Annotated in this window: 13 protein-coding genes; 4 read left to right on the top strand and 9 right to left on the bottom strand. The window is 74.8% G+C overall.

Going from position 1 to position 15,331, the window contains the following annotated elements; all coding sequences use genetic code 11:
* A partial coding sequence (locus tag PED38_RS05855) for a GNAT family N-acetyltransferase (RefSeq protein ID WP_270980305.1) occupies positions 1-401 on the top strand: 401 nt, incomplete at its 5' end.
* A 94-nt stretch (positions 402-495) separates the two neighbouring features.
* Here the strand turns inward: PED38_RS05855 and PED38_RS05850 are convergent.
* Positions 496-1,107, bottom strand: coding sequence for a hypothetical protein (locus PED38_RS05850; RefSeq protein ID WP_063072496.1), 612 nt, complete (start codon positions 1,105-1,107; stop codon positions 496-498).
* Between the two features lie 348 nt (positions 1,108-1,455).
* Between PED38_RS05850 and PED38_RS05845 the strand changes: the two genes are divergently transcribed.
* Entirely contained in the window at positions 1,456-2,157 is a 702-nt protein-coding gene (locus tag PED38_RS05845) for a TetR/AcrR family transcriptional regulator (protein ID WP_270980304.1), read from the top strand.
* A 165-nt stretch (positions 2,158-2,322) separates the two neighbouring features.
* On the opposite strand, the gene PED38_RS05840 is transcribed toward PED38_RS05845, so the two are convergent.
* The 3 genes from PED38_RS05840 to PED38_RS05830 form a co-directional block, all read right to left on the bottom strand.
* Positions 2,323-3,129: a hypothetical protein gene (locus tag PED38_RS05840; RefSeq protein WP_270980303.1), complete on the bottom strand. Its 807-nt coding sequence runs from the start codon at positions 3,127-3,129 to the stop codon at positions 2,323-2,325.
* A 342-nt stretch (positions 3,130-3,471) separates the two neighbouring features.
* Entirely contained in the window at positions 3,472-6,270 is a 2,799-nt protein-coding gene (locus PED38_RS05835) for a hypothetical protein (RefSeq protein WP_270980302.1), read from the bottom strand.
* Positions 6,267-8,276, bottom strand: a complete 2,010-nt coding sequence (locus PED38_RS05830; protein WP_270980301.1) for a S53 family peptidase — start codon at positions 8,274-8,276, stop codon at positions 6,267-6,269. The genes PED38_RS05835 and PED38_RS05830 overlap by 4 nt, the downstream gene beginning before the upstream one ends.
* Before the next feature lie 211 nt (positions 8,277-8,487).
* Between PED38_RS05830 and PED38_RS05825 the strand changes: the two genes are divergently transcribed.
* Positions 8,488-9,216: a helix-turn-helix domain-containing protein gene (locus PED38_RS05825; RefSeq protein ID WP_063072492.1), complete on the top strand. Its 729-nt coding sequence runs from the start codon at positions 8,488-8,490 to the stop codon at positions 9,214-9,216.
* A gap of 65 nt (positions 9,217-9,281) precedes the next feature.
* Here the strand turns inward: PED38_RS05825 and PED38_RS05820 are convergent, their stop codons facing one another.
* The 3 genes from PED38_RS05820 to PED38_RS05810 all read right to left on the bottom strand — a co-directional run bounded on the left by PED38_RS05820 (position 9,282) and on the right by PED38_RS05810 (position 13,132).
* Complete coding sequence (locus PED38_RS05820) at positions 9,282-11,459, bottom strand: phosphocholine-specific phospholipase C (protein ID WP_063072491.1); 2,178 nt, start codon at positions 11,457-11,459, stop codon at positions 9,282-9,284.
* 296 nt (positions 11,460-11,755) lie between these two features.
* Positions 11,756-12,388: an alpha-ketoglutarate-dependent dioxygenase AlkB gene (locus tag PED38_RS05815; RefSeq protein WP_063072490.1), complete on the bottom strand. Its 633-nt coding sequence runs from the start codon at positions 12,386-12,388 to the stop codon at positions 11,756-11,758.
* A gap of 63 nt (positions 12,389-12,451) precedes the next feature.
* The gene (locus PED38_RS05810; protein ID WP_270980300.1) at positions 12,452-13,132 is read right to left on the bottom strand and encodes a Pr6Pr family membrane protein; all 681 of its coding nucleotides are present in this window, start codon (positions 13,130-13,132) and stop codon (positions 12,452-12,454) included.
* Between the two features lie 77 nt (positions 13,133-13,209).
* Here PED38_RS05810 and PED38_RS05805 point away from each other — a divergent pair, with 77 nt between their 5' ends.
* On the top strand, positions 13,210-14,259 hold the full coding sequence (locus PED38_RS05805) for a lipoate--protein ligase family protein (RefSeq protein WP_063072488.1): 1,050 nt from the start codon (positions 13,210-13,212) through the stop codon (positions 14,257-14,259).
* A 277-nt stretch (positions 14,260-14,536) separates the two neighbouring features.
* Here PED38_RS05805 and PED38_RS05800 read toward each other — a convergent pair whose 3' ends face one another.
* Both PED38_RS05800 and PED38_RS05795 read right to left on the bottom strand, forming a co-directional pair.
* Positions 14,537-14,821: a GNAT family N-acetyltransferase gene (locus PED38_RS05800; protein ID WP_063072487.1), complete on the bottom strand. Its 285-nt coding sequence runs from the start codon at positions 14,819-14,821 to the stop codon at positions 14,537-14,539.
* Positions 14,822-14,884: 63 nt separating this feature from the next.
* Complete coding sequence (locus PED38_RS05795) at positions 14,885-15,331, bottom strand: hypothetical protein (protein ID WP_270980299.1); 447 nt, start codon at positions 15,329-15,331, stop codon at positions 14,885-14,887.

Below are 15,331 nucleotides of genomic sequence, written 5' to 3'. Positions count from 1 at the left end.
ACGGCTCCATGACGCGCGAGCGGATGATGGCCGCCCCGGAGCTCGCGCACTACGTGGCCGGCTGGCCGCGCGCTGGGGACGTGGGCGTGGTCGCGGAGGGGCACGGCGAACCCGTCGGCGCCGCCTGGGCGCGCCTCTTCGCCGACGACGACCGCGGTTACGGCTTCGTCGCGACGGACGTCCCCGAGCTCGGCATGGCGCTCGTCCCGTCCGCGCGCGGCCGGGGCCTCGGGCGGCGGATGCTCGTGGCGCTCGTCGACGCGGTCCGCGCATCCGGCGCCCCGGCCGTGAGCCTCAGCGTGGAGGACGGGAACGACCGCGCCCGCGCCCTGTACGAGTCGCTCGGCTTCGTGGTCGTCGGGCGCGAGGGCGGATCGGACGTGCTGCTGCTGCGCTGGTGACGCGGGTGGCGCGGGTGACGGTGGTGCGTGTCCGGTCGCCACGGCCGCCGAATGCTCAGCGCACCGTCCCGACCGGATCCGCGATGGGGCTGCTCTAGCAGTGGCTGTTGTGCACGTCCGGGAGCTTGATGTAGATGTTCTTCCCCCTGCAGATCGGGTAGTACACGTAGATGCCCACGAGGACGCCGATGATGGCGGTGGCGAACCCGCACATCAGCGTGCCGACTCCGGGGGTCGCGCAGATGAAGGCCGCGGCGATGCCGCCCTCGCCTCCGACGATCAGCTTCGCGATCCGCCCGTCGAGGGTGATGGTCGTCCAGTGCTTGACGAAGCGCCGGAAGGAGAAGAGGGAGGAGCCGACCGTGCTGGCCGACGCCGAGACGCGCCCCCGCTCGGATGCCGTGATGTCGACGTCCGGGGTCGCCGGGAGGCCGCCCGAGACCTCGAGCGACGTGACCTCCGCGGTCATCCGCTTCGTCACCTCGTCGCGGGTCGGGGTGGTGACCGAGGATCCACCGCCCGCCCAGGCGGTGAGGTCGGCGTCGACGAGCTGATCCACCGTGACCTTCCGCGTCGTGATGTCGGAGATGATCGTGCCGGCCTTCAGCGAGGCGGCGATGACCTCGATCGAGGACGGTCGGGTGGAGGCCTCGGCGGATGCCGGGGCGACGAGGATGGCGCCGACGACAGCCATCGTCGCGGCCATGGCCACGCCGCTGGCGCGGGTGCGCCGGATGTGATCGCGAGGACCTGATGCGGGGCCGTTCGACACGATGAGCTCCGTTCGAGTGAGGGTGCGTGGCGTGTGCAGGGAATCCGGTCCGGGGACGGCGCGGCCCATGCCGTCGGGAGGTGCGTCGTGTTGCGGTGTGTGACGTGCACGCTAGGTGCTGCCAGACGATCGTCTGGGAGTTGTGCACAGGCGAGTGCCAGCCTGACCGGGATCCCCTCCGCCTCATGGGCGCGCTGTTACCGTCCAAGTCGGCCCTCCCGGATGGGAATGGGCGTATCCGGTACGGATGAGGGTGGCTAGTTGGACAGTCGACGAGCGGACATGTTGCGGTCGCGACACGAGATCGTGGAGGCGGCGGGGGCCCTCTTCGCGCGATTCGGCTATGCGGGGACGACGTTCTCACGCATCGCGCGCGCCATCGATCGTCCGAAGTCGGCCATCGGCTACCACCTCTTCTCCTCGAAGGCCGCGCTGGCCGCGGCCGTCCTGACCGACGACGACATGCGGTGGCGGACGATCGACGATGCCCTGGAGCGCGCGGGGCTGCCCATGGGGACGGAGCGCCTCATCTCCCTGCTGCTCTCGCGCATGCGGGGGATCGAGTCACACCCGGAGCGGGCGGGCGCCCTGCGGCTGCTGCTCGACCTGCCCGCGTTCGACGTCGAGGATGGGGCACCGGCGGAGGGCCGCACGGGGGTGGAGCGCATCCGGTACGTCTGCGACTGCCTCGCGGCCGACCTGCCGTCGTCGCCGGGCTCCGAGGATGAGGTCGAATCGTTCGCTGAGCTCCTCCTCGACTCGACCCGCGGCCTCGTGCTCTGCCACGTCGCGAAGCAGCCCCACGAGCCCCTCGACTCGCGGCTGTGCGCCCTGTGGGCGTCGCTGCTGAACGGTGCTGGCGTCCCTCGTGCGGAGGCGCTCGTGCGTCGGGTGCAGACCTCGACCCGCCTGCCCGAGATCATGGCCGATGTGGAGCGGGAGCTGGTCGACGAATCAGCCGACCGGCGCGTCGCGATGCGCTGACGGATGCGCCCGGCGGACCGATGGCCGAAGCCGCCCACGGACGTGCTGCTGCTGCGCGGGTGACGCATGTGGCACGACGCGGGACGCCGGGAGGGGACTCCCGACGGCCCGCGTCGCCACGTGCCGCGGCCGGCGAGCGGCCGCGCGCGGATCAGCGTCGGATCGTCACCCGCAGTAGCTGTCGTACTGGGTGTCGGGGAACACGACCCACATCCCGTCGTTTCCGCAGCGCGTGCCCAGGATGAACGCGACGAGCCCGGTCATGAAGCCGCCGACGAAGGCGCATCCGATCGGTCCGGTGATGGCGCAGAGGGAGCCCGCGGTCAGCGCGCCGATGGTGGAGACGGCGGTCTTCATGACGATCGCCGAGATGTGGAACTTGATGTGCGGGTGCGAGACGGCGTGCCAGAAGGAGCGCCAGCTGTCCGAGGCGACCAGCGGGTTCGCGGCGGGGGCCGCGCCGGGGTGCGCGGGGTCGAGGGTGGCGGTGCCATGCCCACCCGCGGCCATCGTGAGCCTCCCGTCGGCGTCGGCGCCGAGCTCGATCGACGTCGGCTGGGCGTCGGGGCGCTCGAGGCGGATCTGGGCGACCTGCGCGCGGATCTCCGTCACGAGCCGCGCGTGCTCGGCGGGCAGGGAGGCGGCGGGCAGCGCGGCCGCGGATCCCGAGTTGACCTCGGCGGCGTCGGCGAGCTGGTCGACCGTGATGCGCCCGGATCGGACGTCCTGGTCGACGGTCCCGGCGCGGACGGCTGCGGGGATCGCCGGCGCGATGACGGGGTGCGTGACCGACGACGCGGGCGTCGCGGCATCCGCCGGGACGATCCCGGTCGGCACGATCCCCGTCGAGTACACGGAGACGACCGCGACCGCGAGGAGGGTGAGCAGGACGCCACGGCGGATCGGCCGCGGGCGGTGGTGGGGGGATGACGGGTTCATCCCGGTGGACGGGTGGACGGTGGTGCTGGACATCGCTGCCTCCGGATGTGCGGGTGGGTGGGAGGACCCCGCCGGGCAGCGTGCTCTCGTCTCGCCGACCGGAGTGGAATCCGGTCGGAAAGATATTCCCGTTTTTTCTCCTAACACATTTCCATGTACATAACCGCTGATTTCTTACGCTTTCTCCGCGCATGTGCGGAGGCATTTCCTCCATCGTCGGCGACGGTGCGGGACGGGGCCTGCGGCGACAGCGTGCGGCGGGTGCGGACACGGCTCCGCCCTCCGCTCCGCGTGGGCGGAGGGAGGGCGGAGGGAGGGCGGAGCGGGGGTGGAGCGCGCGGCGTCCGGCCGGAGCGCGTGTCCGGCCGGACCCGATCAGGCGCGCGTCGGGCGGCTCGTCGTCGGCGCGCGGCGGCGGCGTCGGGCCTCGAGCGCGCCCGCGGATCCGACGACCAGCAGCAGCGCCGCGAGGGCGAGCGTCGCCGCGGGCGAGGACCCGGTGCGCGGCAGCGAGCCGCGGAGGCTCGCGGCCGAGCTCGCGCCGGAGGTGCCGACCGGGCTGGAGCCGTCCGCCGACAGGGCGCCGGGGGAGGCGGTGCCCGCGGTGGCGGTGCCGGATCCGGGCGTCGTGCCCGTCCCGGAGCCGCTGCCGGCGCCCGGGTCCGACCCCGAGCCGCCGGCGTCGGCCACCGCGGCCGTCGTGACCACGGCCGCGGACACGTCCGCGTCGAGGCCGGACGCGTCGACCAGGTGGAGACCCGTGACCGTGCGGGACGCGCCCGTGGTCACGTCCTCCGCGAGCACCGCGGATCCGCCGTCGGGCAGCGCGAACCGCGTGCCCGGGGCGATGTCGCCGGCCGCGAGCGAGGCGCCGGCGATGCTGCCGCCGTCGCTCGAGACGCGCACGGTGCCGCCGTCGACCTGCACCCGCAGGCCCCGGATCGCGACCGCCGTGCGGCTGCCCGGGTAGAGCGCGATGTCGTCGAGGGAGGCGCTGCCGGATCCGCCGCTCGAGGCGAGGTGGATGCCCGTCGCGCGGATCTGCCCCGCGGCGCCGTCCCCGGCGGTGGCGCCCGGGTCGGTCGCGGTCGCCTCCGAGGCGCTGAGCGCGGCCGGGGCCGCGGCGGCCGCGTCGTCCGGCCGCGCCACCGGCGTCGCCGCCACGGCGCTCGGCCCGGTCGCCCGGATCCCGTACGCCGACCAGCCGGCCGGCGCCGTGTCCGGCACGATCGTGACGGGCGTCGGCGACGGATCCGGCACGGGCGTCGACCCGCTGCCCGCCGCCACCGTCACGACGCCCAGGCGCACCTCGGGGAAGCGCCCGGTGAGGTCGCGGTAGTGCAGCGCGGTGAGGGTCACCGTGCCGTCCTTCGCGACCGACCGCTCGCCGAACCGCACCTCGACGCGCGGGGTGCCGTGCTCGTCCACGCCCGTGTACAGGTCGGTGGTCGTGTCGATCCACACGCCGTTCACGAAGACCGCGCTGCCCGGATCCGCGAACGACACGGTCATCGCGCCGGCGGCCGAGACGGCCGCGTGGAGGCCGGCGACCCGGAGGGCCGGCCAGCGGTAGTCGGCGAGCGGATCCGTCGCGGCGCCCGGCACCTGCCGGAACCCGCCCACGTCGACCGTGGCGGTGCCCGCGGCGGAGCCCGTGCCGAGGTCGACGGCGACGGCCGACGCGGTGTCGGGATCCGTCCCCGTGCCGGTCGCGGCGGCAGCCGTGGCGTGCGGCGCGGCGACGGTCGCGGCCGGCTGCGGCGCGACGAGCGCCGTGCCGTCGGCCGCCGTGACGCCGACGCCGTACGCGCCGACGACCTGCCCGGCCGCGGGCGGCACGACGACCGTGCCGAGGCGGACGTCCGGGTGGGCGCCCGTGAGGTCGCGGTAGTGCACGCCGGTGACCGTGACGGTGCCGTCGGCCGCCGTCTCGTGCTCGCCGAACGCGACGGTGACGCGGGGCGCGCCCTTCTCGTCGACGCCCGTGTAGAGGTCGGTGGTGGTGTCGATCCAGCGGCCGTCCACGAAGACCGCGCTGCCGGGATCCGTGAACTCCGTCGCGACCTCGCCCGTGGGCGTGACCGTGACGGTGAGCCCGTAGACCCGGAACGCCGTCCAGCGGTACTGGGCGAGCGGGTCGCCGGGGGCGCCCGGCAGCTGCTCGAACGAGCCGACGCCGATCGTGGTGGTGCCGTCCGCGCCGGTCTCGACGCGCGTGGAGGAGGCGTGCTCGGCGGATCCGTCCGTCGCGGCGAGCGCGTCGGCGGTGGACCTGCGGTCGAGGCCCTCGACGCGCGGCTGCCCGTCGATCACGCGCGTGCCGTCGGGGGCGGTGACGGTGACGCCCGTCGCGACGCGGCCGGGGGCGGGTGCGGGGGCGGGATCCGGCGCCGGGGTCGGCCCGGGCGCGGGCGTCGGGTCCGGGTCGGGAGCCGGAGCCGGAGCGGGCGCGGGCGTCGGCGAGGCCGACGGCGTCGGGACGGGCACGGCGGCGGCCGCCTGGCACGTCACGGATCCGGCGCGCACGCGCCAGATCTCCGAGGCCCCGCCCTCCGCCTCCACGTCGATGCCGAGCGTGGTCGCGGACCCGTCGTCGCCCTTCGCGGTGGATCCCACGATGACGCGGGTCGCGCCGTAGACCGATGCCGGCAGGTCGCGCGACCAGCCGGGCGTCGCGTCCGCCTCGGCGGTCACGTCCGCGCCGCCGATCGTCAGCCGGTCGAGGTGCACGGCGGGCGTGCCGCCGGGCGTGCACGACACGGTGAGGCCGGAGAAGACGATCGCCGGCCGGTCGCGGAGCTGGAACCGGCCGCTCGCGATGCTGCTGGACGCGCCCGTGGGGCCGGCCGTGGAGCGGAGCCCGGTCGTCTGCGTCGTGTTGAGCTTCATCACGTCGCCGGTGGATGCGGCCTCCCGCGTCACCGCCTGGCCCGCCGACCACTCGGCGAGCGGTGTCGGCACCGTGAGCGTGTCGCCGTCGATGTCGATGACCTCCACGCCCGAGGCGCGCGCGAGCACGACGTCGGCCGCGTGCGCCGCCAGGGGCGCGAGCCCGCCGAGGGCGAGGAGCGCCGCGAGGGCGGTGGCGCCGGTCGCGCCGAGGATCCCGAGGGATCCGCGCGCGCCGAGCCGCCGCGTCGTCGGGAGCGAGGCCCGGACCGCAGCCCGGCTCATCGTCCCGCCTCCGCGCCGAGGCCGTCGATGAACGCGCGGCCCGCGGGCACGCCGGCCCCGGTCACGTCGTCCCAGCCGGGCGCGGAGCGGAGCCCCTGCCTCCCGGTGTCCCACAGGAAGAGCGTCTCGGGCCACAGCGCTCCCGCCGACGGCCCCTTCGGGGACCACGTGGCGGCGGACGAGGGCTGCACGTCGCGCAGCGCGCCCGTGCCCATCAGCGCGTAGAGCGCGGGGCTCGCGAGGCCGAAGCGCCGGCCGGTGACGGCCTTGGAGATCGCGACCATGGAGGCGACCATCGGCGTCGCGAGGCTCGTGCCGCCGTGCGCCGCGTACTCGGTGCGGCCCTGATGCGGGCCGTAGGTGATGAAGCCCGTGTCCGGGTCGCCGAGCGAGGCAACGTCCGGCAGCAGCCTGCCGGTGCCCGCCACCGCGAGCCGGTCGGCCTGCCAGGTGGGTCGCGCGTACACCGCGGACTGGCCGCCGCCCGCGCCGAACGCGAAGCCCGGCGGGATCAGGGCGCCGTTGCGCGCGAAGCGGGTCTCGGTCTCCCAGCCCGCCTCGACGGCGATCGAGCCGTCCTGGGCGAGGCCGGTGCTGGTCGCGCCGACCGCCGTGACGTAGGGGCTGGACGCGGGCGACGCCACGGTGGCGTTCCCGCCGTGGTCGCCGACGCCGCTGTAGTCGCCGTCGTTGCCGGTGGACGCGAAGACCGACACGTCGCGCGACGCCGCCTCCACGAGCACGCGGTTGAGGAGCTCGCGGTCGTCGGCCGTGTCGAGGCCCTCCATCGCGCCGAAGGACAGGCTGATCACGTCGGGCCCGTCCTCCGCCGCGTCGAGGATCCGCGTGTAGAGGCTCGTGCTGGTGCAGTCGTCGGCGCCCCAGTAGGAGACGGCCGCGTCGGGCGCCATCGCGTGGACGGCCTGCACGTCGAGGTGCTGCTCGTCGGTCCACGCCGTGGGCCCGCCGCAGATGCCGGTGCGCGGCGAGGCGGACGGGTGGTCGCGGTACTGGCCGGCCGTGAAGACCGGCTCGCCGACCGCGCGGGAGTAGGTGTCGGTGTCGGCCTGCGTGTCGGGGTCGTCGTAGGCCGCGACGATCGCGATGGTCGCGCCGGCGCCCCGGTCCTCGGCGGGCACGTCGTCGACGCGCCGGAGCTGCGCCGGGCCGTAGCCGCACAGCGAGTTGGAGCGGTGGGCCACGGCGACGGATGCGGGCCACGTGTCGGTGAGGCGCTGGCCCCACCACGCGGCGCACGTGCCGTCGTCGGCGGAGGAGGCGGGGGATCCGCCGGACGCCTGGCCGGGGATCGGCGCGGGGATCGGGGTCGCGGCGGCGGGCGCCTCCGCGGTGTCGGCCGCGAGCGCGGCGTCCGACTCCGCGTCGGACGGCATCAGCACGTCGCCCTGCACGGTCCCGGCGACGCCGCGCACGGCGTCGAGGGCCGCGGGGACGGCGAGGGTCCGCTCCGGTGCGACGACCTCCCGGCCGCCGACGCGGAACCGGGCGAACCCGGTGTCGAAGGCCCGCGACGCGAGCGCGAGCGTGCCGGAGACGGGCAGCGCGGAGACCTCGCCGCGCGCGTCGCCCACGTCGAGGCCGCGGTCGCGCAGCCACGCGGCGACGGCCGGCGCGGCGTCGGGTCGGGCCGGATCCAGCAGCACCGTGAAGGCGGCCGTCGCGTCCGCGGGCGCGTCGCCCAGTCGGACGGCGGGGACGGCGGCGGACCACGAGGGTGCGGAGCCCTCGAGCGCGCGGAGTCCGGAGGCGGCGCGCTCGGCGGCCGGATCGGACGCGGCGGACGCGGATCCGGTGCCCGCGAGCGCGGTCGCGACGAGGGCGGCGACGGCCGCCAGGGCGACGATGCCCGTGCCGAGGGCGACGGACCGGCCGTGCGCGGGCAGCGGGCGGCGGCGGGCGAGGGCGCGGATCCGGCCCCCGGTGGGCGGGCGCTCGGCGGGCCCGCGGGCCTCGACGGGTGGGAGGGACGAGGGACGAGAGGGCATGCGGGATCCAGCTTCGATTCAAGGGGGTCTGCGCGAGGGCGCGTGCGGATGCTATCCCTCCGTGAGAACCGTTCTCACCACCTGTGGAGGGCGGCGTCCGGAGGCCCTCGCCGCCGATCCCGGCGGCACCCGTTCACAGGGGCGTCGGCGTCCCGCGGCTCCGGCTGCGTAGACTCCCTCCCACCCGAGCCGGGGCAGACGGGAGCGTGACATGAATCGACGGCAGCAGGCGGTGTCCCGGGCCCGACGCGAGATCGTCGAGGCGGCGGGAGGCCTGTTCGCGGCCCACGGCTACGAGGGCACGTCGTTCTCCCGCGTCGCCGAGGCCATGGGGAAGCCCAAGTCGGCCATCGGCTACCACCTCTTCGCGTCCAAGGAGAGCCTCGCGGGCGCCGTGGTCGAGGATCAGGAGGACCGCTGGCTCCGCATCGAGGCCGCGCTCGACGGCTCGGGTGCGCTGTCCGACCTCGTCGTCTTCCTCCTCACCGCCGGCCGCACCGTGGAGGTCTGCCCGGTCGCCGCCGGCGCCGTCCGCCTCCTGCAGGACATGCCGCGCCTCGGCCTCGCGGTGGAGCGGCGCTTCGACGTGTGGCGCTTCACGCGGGAGCACCTGGAGGCGGAGCTCGCCGCCCGGGATCTCCCCGTCCCGGATCTCGACCACACCGTCGACGTGCTGCTCAGCGCCACGTTCGGCGTGCTCTCGTACCGGTCGCCGCGTCCGGCGGCGGGCGACCAGGTGGATCGGCTGCGCGCCCTCTGGGTCCCGCTGCTCACCCACCTGGGGTTCGCCGACGCCGACGCCGTGGTGCGCGCCGCCCGACCGCTCGACCCGGAGCGGGTGGAGGAGGGCCGCCCGGATCCGTCCGTGGCGCACCTCGGCCCCGCGAGCGCCGTCGGACGCCCGGCCGCCACGGTGGACGAGGACCGCGCCCGCGCCTGACGCGGCCCGCACGACGACGCCGGCCGGTCCCTCGGGGCCGGCCGGCGTCGTCGTGCGTCGCCGCGCTACTCCACGCGACCCGCGTACCGGTACCGGAAGCCGTCGCCCGCGGTGACCACCACGTCGTAGTAGCCCCACTCGTCCACCGGCCAGTTCACGGTCGTGCTCCGGCCCGGCTTCACGGTCTCGTGGCGCTCGCGCGTGAGGAAGTCGTTCGCCGTCAGCGTGTAGTGCACCGAGGGCGTCCCGTCGTTCGCGAGCGTGAGCCGCAGCACGGGCTTGCCGCCGGGGATCGTCTCGACCGAGACCCGGGGCACGGGCACGTCGTCCTTCCCGGCCGCGACCACGGTGCCGGCGAAGCGGCGCAGGAACCGGTCGGGCCCGTAGAGGCTGAAGTCGTAGGCCCCCGCGTGCGCCGATGCGTCCCACGTGTACGCCGCCGTCCCGCGCGGCGCCACCGTGAACGGCGTCGACGCGAACGGCAGCGCGATGTTCGGGAACACCTGGTGGGAGACGCCCTGCCGTCCGCCGTTGCGCATCGTCATCGTGACCCGGCCGCTCGCCCGGTCCACCGCCACGTCCGCGTCCTGCCGGTAGGGGAGCGGGCGGTGGCGCATGGTGCCGTCCTCCTGCACGGGCATCCGCTGCGCGCCCACGGCGGGCTCCTGCACCGGCGGCTTCGCCATGTCGGCGTCGGCGGCGGCGACGAGCGCCTGCGTGGCGCTCAGGGGCAGCACCTCGGCGGCCGACGGGATCGAGAAGTCGGGGTGCGCGAAGTCGAAGCACGAGGTGAGGTCGCCGGAGATCGTGCGCCGCCAGTCGGAGATGTTGGGCTCGTGCACGCCCGTCCACGTCTCGAGGAAGCGGATCACCGAGGTGTGGTCGAACACCTGCGAGTCGACCCAGCCGCCGCGGCTCCACGGCGACACGACCGTCAGCGGCACGCGCGTGCCGTAGCCGATGGGCAGCCCGTCCACGTACTCGTCGGCCGTGCCTGGCTCGGCGAGCGGCGGCAGCTGGTGGTCGAAGTAGCCGTCGTTCTCGTCGTAGTTGATGAGGAGGACGGTGCGCGCCCAGGTGTCCGGGTTGCTCATGAGCGCCTGGATCACCGCGTTCGTGTAGTGCGCGCCGTAGTCCGGGCTCGCCTTCGGATGCTCGCTCCAGCCGTAGGGCGCGACCACGTACGACACGGCGGGCAGTGTGCCGGCGGCGGCGTCGCGCCCGAACTCGCTGAGGAGGTGCGTGACGTCGAGGCCCTTGCCGGAGTCGGGCTTCCACCCGTCGTGCAGGCCGCCGGCCTCCGCGAGCGCGCGCGTGGCCGGATCCGACGACGCGAGCGCCTCGTGGTACCGGTGGAAGAGCCACAGCGGGTTGTCGCCGTAGTCGCCCACGTAGGGGTGCGTGCCCTCGTCGCCGACCTCGTCGTTCGCGTACGTCTTCCAGCTGATCCCGGCCTGCTGCAGGCGCTCGGGGTACGTCGTCCAGCTGAAGACCGGCGCGTAGTCGTCCGGGTTGTCGATGGCGGGGCCGCCGGCCGTGCCGCGGGGGTCGATCGTGCCGGTCCACTGGAAGAGGCGGTTCGGCGTCGTCGGTCCGATGAGGGAGCAGTGGTAGTGGTCCGCGATCGTGAAGGCGGACGCCAGGGCGTGGTGGAAGGGGAGGTCGTCCTTCGTGAAGTAGCCCATGGTCTGCTCGCTCTTGGCGACGACCCAGTTGTCCCACGCGCCCTTGTTCCAGGCCGCGTGCCCGCCCTTCCAGGAGTGGTCGAGGCCGCCGGCGCCCTGCGCGTTGTAGCGCGACGAGTCGAGCGGGAAGGGCAGCATCCGGCCGCCGTCGGGGCGGGTCGCGTCGGGCTGCGCGAAGACGGTGCCGCCGCCCGGGAGCTCGACGGCCTGCTTGTCGCCGAAGCCGCGGACGCCCGGGAGCGTGCCGAAGTAGTGGTCGAACGAGCGGTTCTCCTGCATGAGGATCACCACGTGCTCGACGTCGCGGATGCTGTGCGTGAGCCCGCGACGGGTGGCGGCGGCCGCGGCGGTGGCGCTCGCGGTGCCGGATCCGGCGACGGATCCCGCGGCGACGCCCGCCATGATCGCGGCGGCGCCGCCCATGAGGACGGTTCGGCGGCTGACGCCCGGGCGGACGGCGCCGCGGTACGGGCGCGAGGGGTCGAGCGGGGGAGCGGCGTCGACGCCGGCCTCGAGGTCGACGTCCGGGGCGTGCTCTTCGGGCTTGGAGGTGCTCACGGTGGCTGTCTCTCTTCCTGGATCGTGCCGGGCGATGCGGGCGGGGATCCCGCGGAGCGGCGACGCGGAGGGCGCACGCCGTCGCGGCGTTCCGCGGGGCGCGTGCTCGGCTCGACGCGGGGGATCCCGGCGGGTCGCGCCCGGGAGCGTCGATGCCAGGCGCGATCCTCCCCGTCCGAGGGGAACAGCGGGTCGCTCGACGCGACTTCCGGCGGAAGACCTCCTGAACAGCGGGAGCGTTCCCGATGCGGCCGCGTCCCGTCTCGGGATCCGCGGCGCCGTCGGGCGGCGTGCCCCTAGACGGGCCAGACCGGCCGGAACTGGATGCTGATGCGCGGCCCCACGGCCTTGGCCGTCTTGAGGATGGCGTGCTCGTGCGTGCGCTGCGCGCTGCCGCCCATGACGACGAGGTCGCCGTGCCCGAGCGGGAACCGCCGCACCTCACCGCCGCCCTTGGGCCGCAGCGACAGCGTGCGCGCCGCCCCGACGGACACGATGGCGACCATGGTGTCGCGGTCGATGGCGCGCCCCACCCGGTCGCCGTGCCAGGCGACGCTGTCGTCGCCCGTGCGGTAGAAGCAGAGCCCGGCGGTCTCGAGCACCTGCCCGGGCGGGCGGCCGTAGTGGTCATTGAGGGCGTCGCGCGCCTCGACCAGCACGGGCGCGGGCAGCGTGGCCCGCGGGCCGAACCACGACAGCAGGCGCGGCACCTCGACGATGCGGCCGTGCATCAGCCGCGTGTCGGCCGTCCACTCGACGTCCTCCACGAGGCGCTCGAACAGCGCGTCCGAGTCGGTGACCCAGCCGGGCCGGATGTCGAGCCAGGCGCCCTGCCCGAGGTCGAGCCGCTCCACCTCCGTGCCCAGCGCGCCGATGGCCGGCTCCGCCCGGAGGTCGTCGAAGAGGGAGGCCTGGAACGCGATGCTCATGGCGCGAGCATAGCCCGGTTTTTCGAACGCATGTTCGAATCGGCCGAGCCCGGCGGGGGCGCTTCAGGCCGGCCGGGCGGGGGAGGAGCGGCGGCCGGCGGCGATCAGCAGCAGCGCCAGCCCGCAGATGAACGCCGCGATCACGACGACCCAGACGGCCACGGTGCCGTAGCCGCCCGCGCCCGTGGCGGGATCCAGGAACGGGTACGGGTAGTACGTCGCCGCGCCCGTCACCTCGTTGCCGGTGAACGGCCCCCGGGCGAGCGTGACGCCGACCCAGACGAGCGGGAAGACCACGACCCGGCCGACCGCGCCGTAGCCGAGCGGCAGCCGATCCGGCGCGAGCAGCCAGTCGAGCAGCACCAGCGCGGGCACCACCACGTGCAGCACCTCGTTCGACCACGGCAGCGAGGCGCCGGGGATCGTGGGCAGCCCGCGCAGCAGCAGGTTGTAGACGACCCCGGTGGTCACCATGCACGTCGTCGCGACGAGCCGGAGCGCGGTCCAGCCGCGACCGGGCAGGGGCGCGCGACGCAGCAGCCGCACGGCGCCCACCGCCAGCACGACGCCCGCGAGCAGGTTCGACTCGATCGTGAAGTAGAGGAGGAAGTCGAGCGTCTTCCCCCCGATCCCCTCGACGCCGACGCTCCGCCAGTAGGCCGAGCTCACGACGTACTGGCTGACGACGGCGACCAGCACGGCGAGGGCGGTGAGGAGGCGGACGACCGCCCAGGTGATGCGCACGTCCCACCGTCCCACATCGGCGTGCCCGCGGCGATTCCGGGCCGAGCGCCGGGTCCGCCGCGGCCTAGGCTGGCGGGATGCATGGTGAGTACAAGGTCCCCGGCGGCAAGCTCGTCGTGGTCGACCTCGACGTGACCGACGGCCGCATCTCGGACTTCCGCCTCGCGGGCGACTTCTTCCTCGAGCCCGACGACGCGCTCGAGGCCATCGACCGGGCCGTCGACGGCCTCCCGGAGGACAGCGACGCGGCCGCGATCGCCGCCGCCATCCGTCGGGCGCTCCCGCCGCAGGCCGTGCTGCTCGGCTTCTCGCCCGAGGCCGTCGCCGTCGCGATCCGCCGGTCGCTCGCCCGCGCCACGAACTGGGGCGACTACGAGTGGGAGGTCATCCACGACCGCGCCTACCGGCCTGTCGAGCAGATGGCGCTCGACCAGGTGCTCGCCGAGGAGGTCGGCGCCGGTCGCCGGAACCCGACGCTCCGCATCTGGGAGTGGGATCAGCCGGCCGTCGTCATCGGCAGCTTCCAGTCGCTCCGCAACGAGGTCGACGCCGAGCAGGCCGCGGCCCACGGCTTCGACGTCGTGCGCCGCGTCTCCGGCGGCGGCGCGATGTACATGGAGGCGGGCGCCGTCATCACGTACTCGATCTACGCGCCCGTCGACCTCGTGCAGGGCATGACCTTCGCGGACTCCTACGCCTACCTCGACGAGTGGGTCATCACCGCGCTCCGCTCCCTCGGGATCGACGCGTCGTACCAGCCGCTCAACGACATCACGAGCCCCACCGGCAAGATCGGCGGCGCCGCCCAGAAGAGGCTCGGCGCCGGCGCCGTGCTCCACCACGTCACCATGAGCTACGACATGGACGGCGAGAAGATGGTGCAGGTGCTCCGCATCGGCCGCGAGAAGATCAGCGACAAGGGCATCACGAGCGCCGCCAAGCGCGTGGACCCGCTCCGCAGCCAGACGGGCATGAGCCGCGCCGACATCATCGACCGGATGAAGACCACCTTCACCGGCCTCTACGGCGGCAAGCCCGGCGAGGTGACGCCCGAGGAGTGGGCGAAGACCCGCCAGCTGGTGGAGGAGAAGTTCTCCACGCCGGAGTGGCTGACACGCGTCCCCTGACCGGCGTCGCGCGCGGCCCGCTGTCCACCCCGCGAACCGCGGATGTCCGCTCGGCGACGCGATGCGCTCCCCCGGACGAGGGACGCCTAGTGTCCTGCTGTCGGCCTTCCGGCCCCTCGGGGCCGAGCGTCGGCAGCGGCACGACCGAACCGCCTCGAGCGGCTGCGCTCGACTGCCGCGGGCGGCTCCGTGACGGCTCGATCCCATCGCGGAGCGGTCTCGCGGGGCGCGGCGACGCGCCCCGCGGGCAGCCCGGCCCGGGCCCGGCGGACCCGCCTCAGCCGCGCTCGAGGAGCTCCCGGTAGTCGGGGTGCTCGTCGATCCACTCCGCCACGAAGGGGCACGCGGCCACGACCGTGCGTGATCCGCCGCGCACGTCGTCGAGGGCGGCCCGCACCAGCTCGCCCCCGAGGCCGCCCCGCCGCTTCGCGGGGTCGATCTCGGTGTGGGTGAAGACGATGCGGTCGCCCTGGATCAGGTAGTCCGCGAAGCCCGCGCGCTCGCCGTCGAGCCACAGCGTGTAGCGCGAGCCGTCGGGGTCGTGGGTCACGTCGACGCTCATCACCCCACCCTATGCGCGGATGCGCGCCCCTCCGGGGGAGGGACGCGCATCGCAGGGGGTGGATCAGTCGTGGCAGTAGCTGGGCGTGTCGCCGAAGTAGAACTTGAACTTCTGGTCGCCGGGGCACGGCGGGTGGTGCTTCACCCACTCGGTGACGGCGGCGATCGCGATCACGCCGAGGAAGCAGAGGAAGGGGCCGATCTTGGCGATCGCGCAGAACCTGACCGTGGCGCCGGCGCCCGCGCTGGCGGTGATGATCGGCCACGCGTCCTTGCTGATGTCGACCCACGGTCCGTGCCTGTCCCAGCCGGCCCACTTCGCGCTCGCGCCGAGCGCGTGCGGGTCCTTCACTCCCGGGTCGGTCGGGGTGAGCGTGGTGCTCGTGCCGCCGCTCGTCGTGACCGCGGCGGCGGTGGCGGTGATGGCCGCTCCCGCTCGGGCCTCGGCAGCCGTGACGTGCGCGGTCGCGGCCGCGCTGGCGGGGTGGCTCTCGGCTGCCTGGGCCGGCAT

The sequence above is a fragment of the Clavibacter sp. CT19 genome, from assembly GCF_027858075.1.
GTDB lineage: Bacteria > Actinomycetota > Actinomycetes > Actinomycetales > Microbacteriaceae > Clavibacter > Clavibacter tessellarius_A.
The sequence above is the reverse complement of the archived record's forward strand: the minus strand, read 5'-3'. Positions and strand labels throughout refer to the sequence as shown.

What these genes read in the sequence shown, in the direction of transcription:
- PED38_RS05850 (WP_063072496.1), bottom strand. Translation starts at nt 1,107, where the DNA reads ATGGCCGCGACGATGGCTGTCGTCGGCGCCATCCTCGTCGCCCCGGCA.
- PED38_RS05845 (WP_270980304.1), top strand. Translation starts at nt 1,456, where the DNA reads ATGTTGCGGTCGCGACACGAGATCGTGGAGGCGGCGGGGGCCCTCTTC.
- PED38_RS05840 (WP_270980303.1), bottom strand. Translation starts at nt 3,129, where the DNA reads ATGTCCAGCACCACCGTCCACCCGTCCACCGGGATGAACCCGTCATCC.
- PED38_RS05835 (WP_270980302.1), bottom strand. Translation starts at nt 6,270, where the DNA reads ATGAGCCGGGCTGCGGTCCGGGCCTCGCTCCCGACGACGCGGCGGCTC.
- PED38_RS05830 (WP_270980301.1), bottom strand. Translation starts at nt 8,276, where the DNA reads ATGCCCTCTCGTCCCTCGTCCCTCCCACCCGTCGAGGCCCGCGGGCCC.
- PED38_RS05825 (WP_063072492.1), top strand. Translation starts at nt 8,488, where the DNA reads ATGAATCGACGGCAGCAGGCGGTGTCCCGGGCCCGACGCGAGATCGTC.
- PED38_RS05815 (WP_063072490.1), bottom strand. Translation starts at nt 12,388, where the DNA reads ATGAGCATCGCGTTCCAGGCCTCCCTCTTCGACGACCTCCGGGCGGAG.
- PED38_RS05805 (WP_063072488.1), top strand. Translation starts at nt 13,210, where the DNA reads ATGCATGGTGAGTACAAGGTCCCCGGCGGCAAGCTCGTCGTGGTCGAC.
- PED38_RS05800 (WP_063072487.1), bottom strand. Translation starts at nt 14,821, where the DNA reads ATGAGCGTCGACGTGACCCACGACCCCGACGGCTCGCGCTACACGCTG.
- PED38_RS05795 (WP_270980299.1), bottom strand. Translation starts at nt 15,331, where the DNA reads ATGCCGGCCCAGGCAGCCGAGAGCCACCCCGCCAGCGCGGCCGCGACC.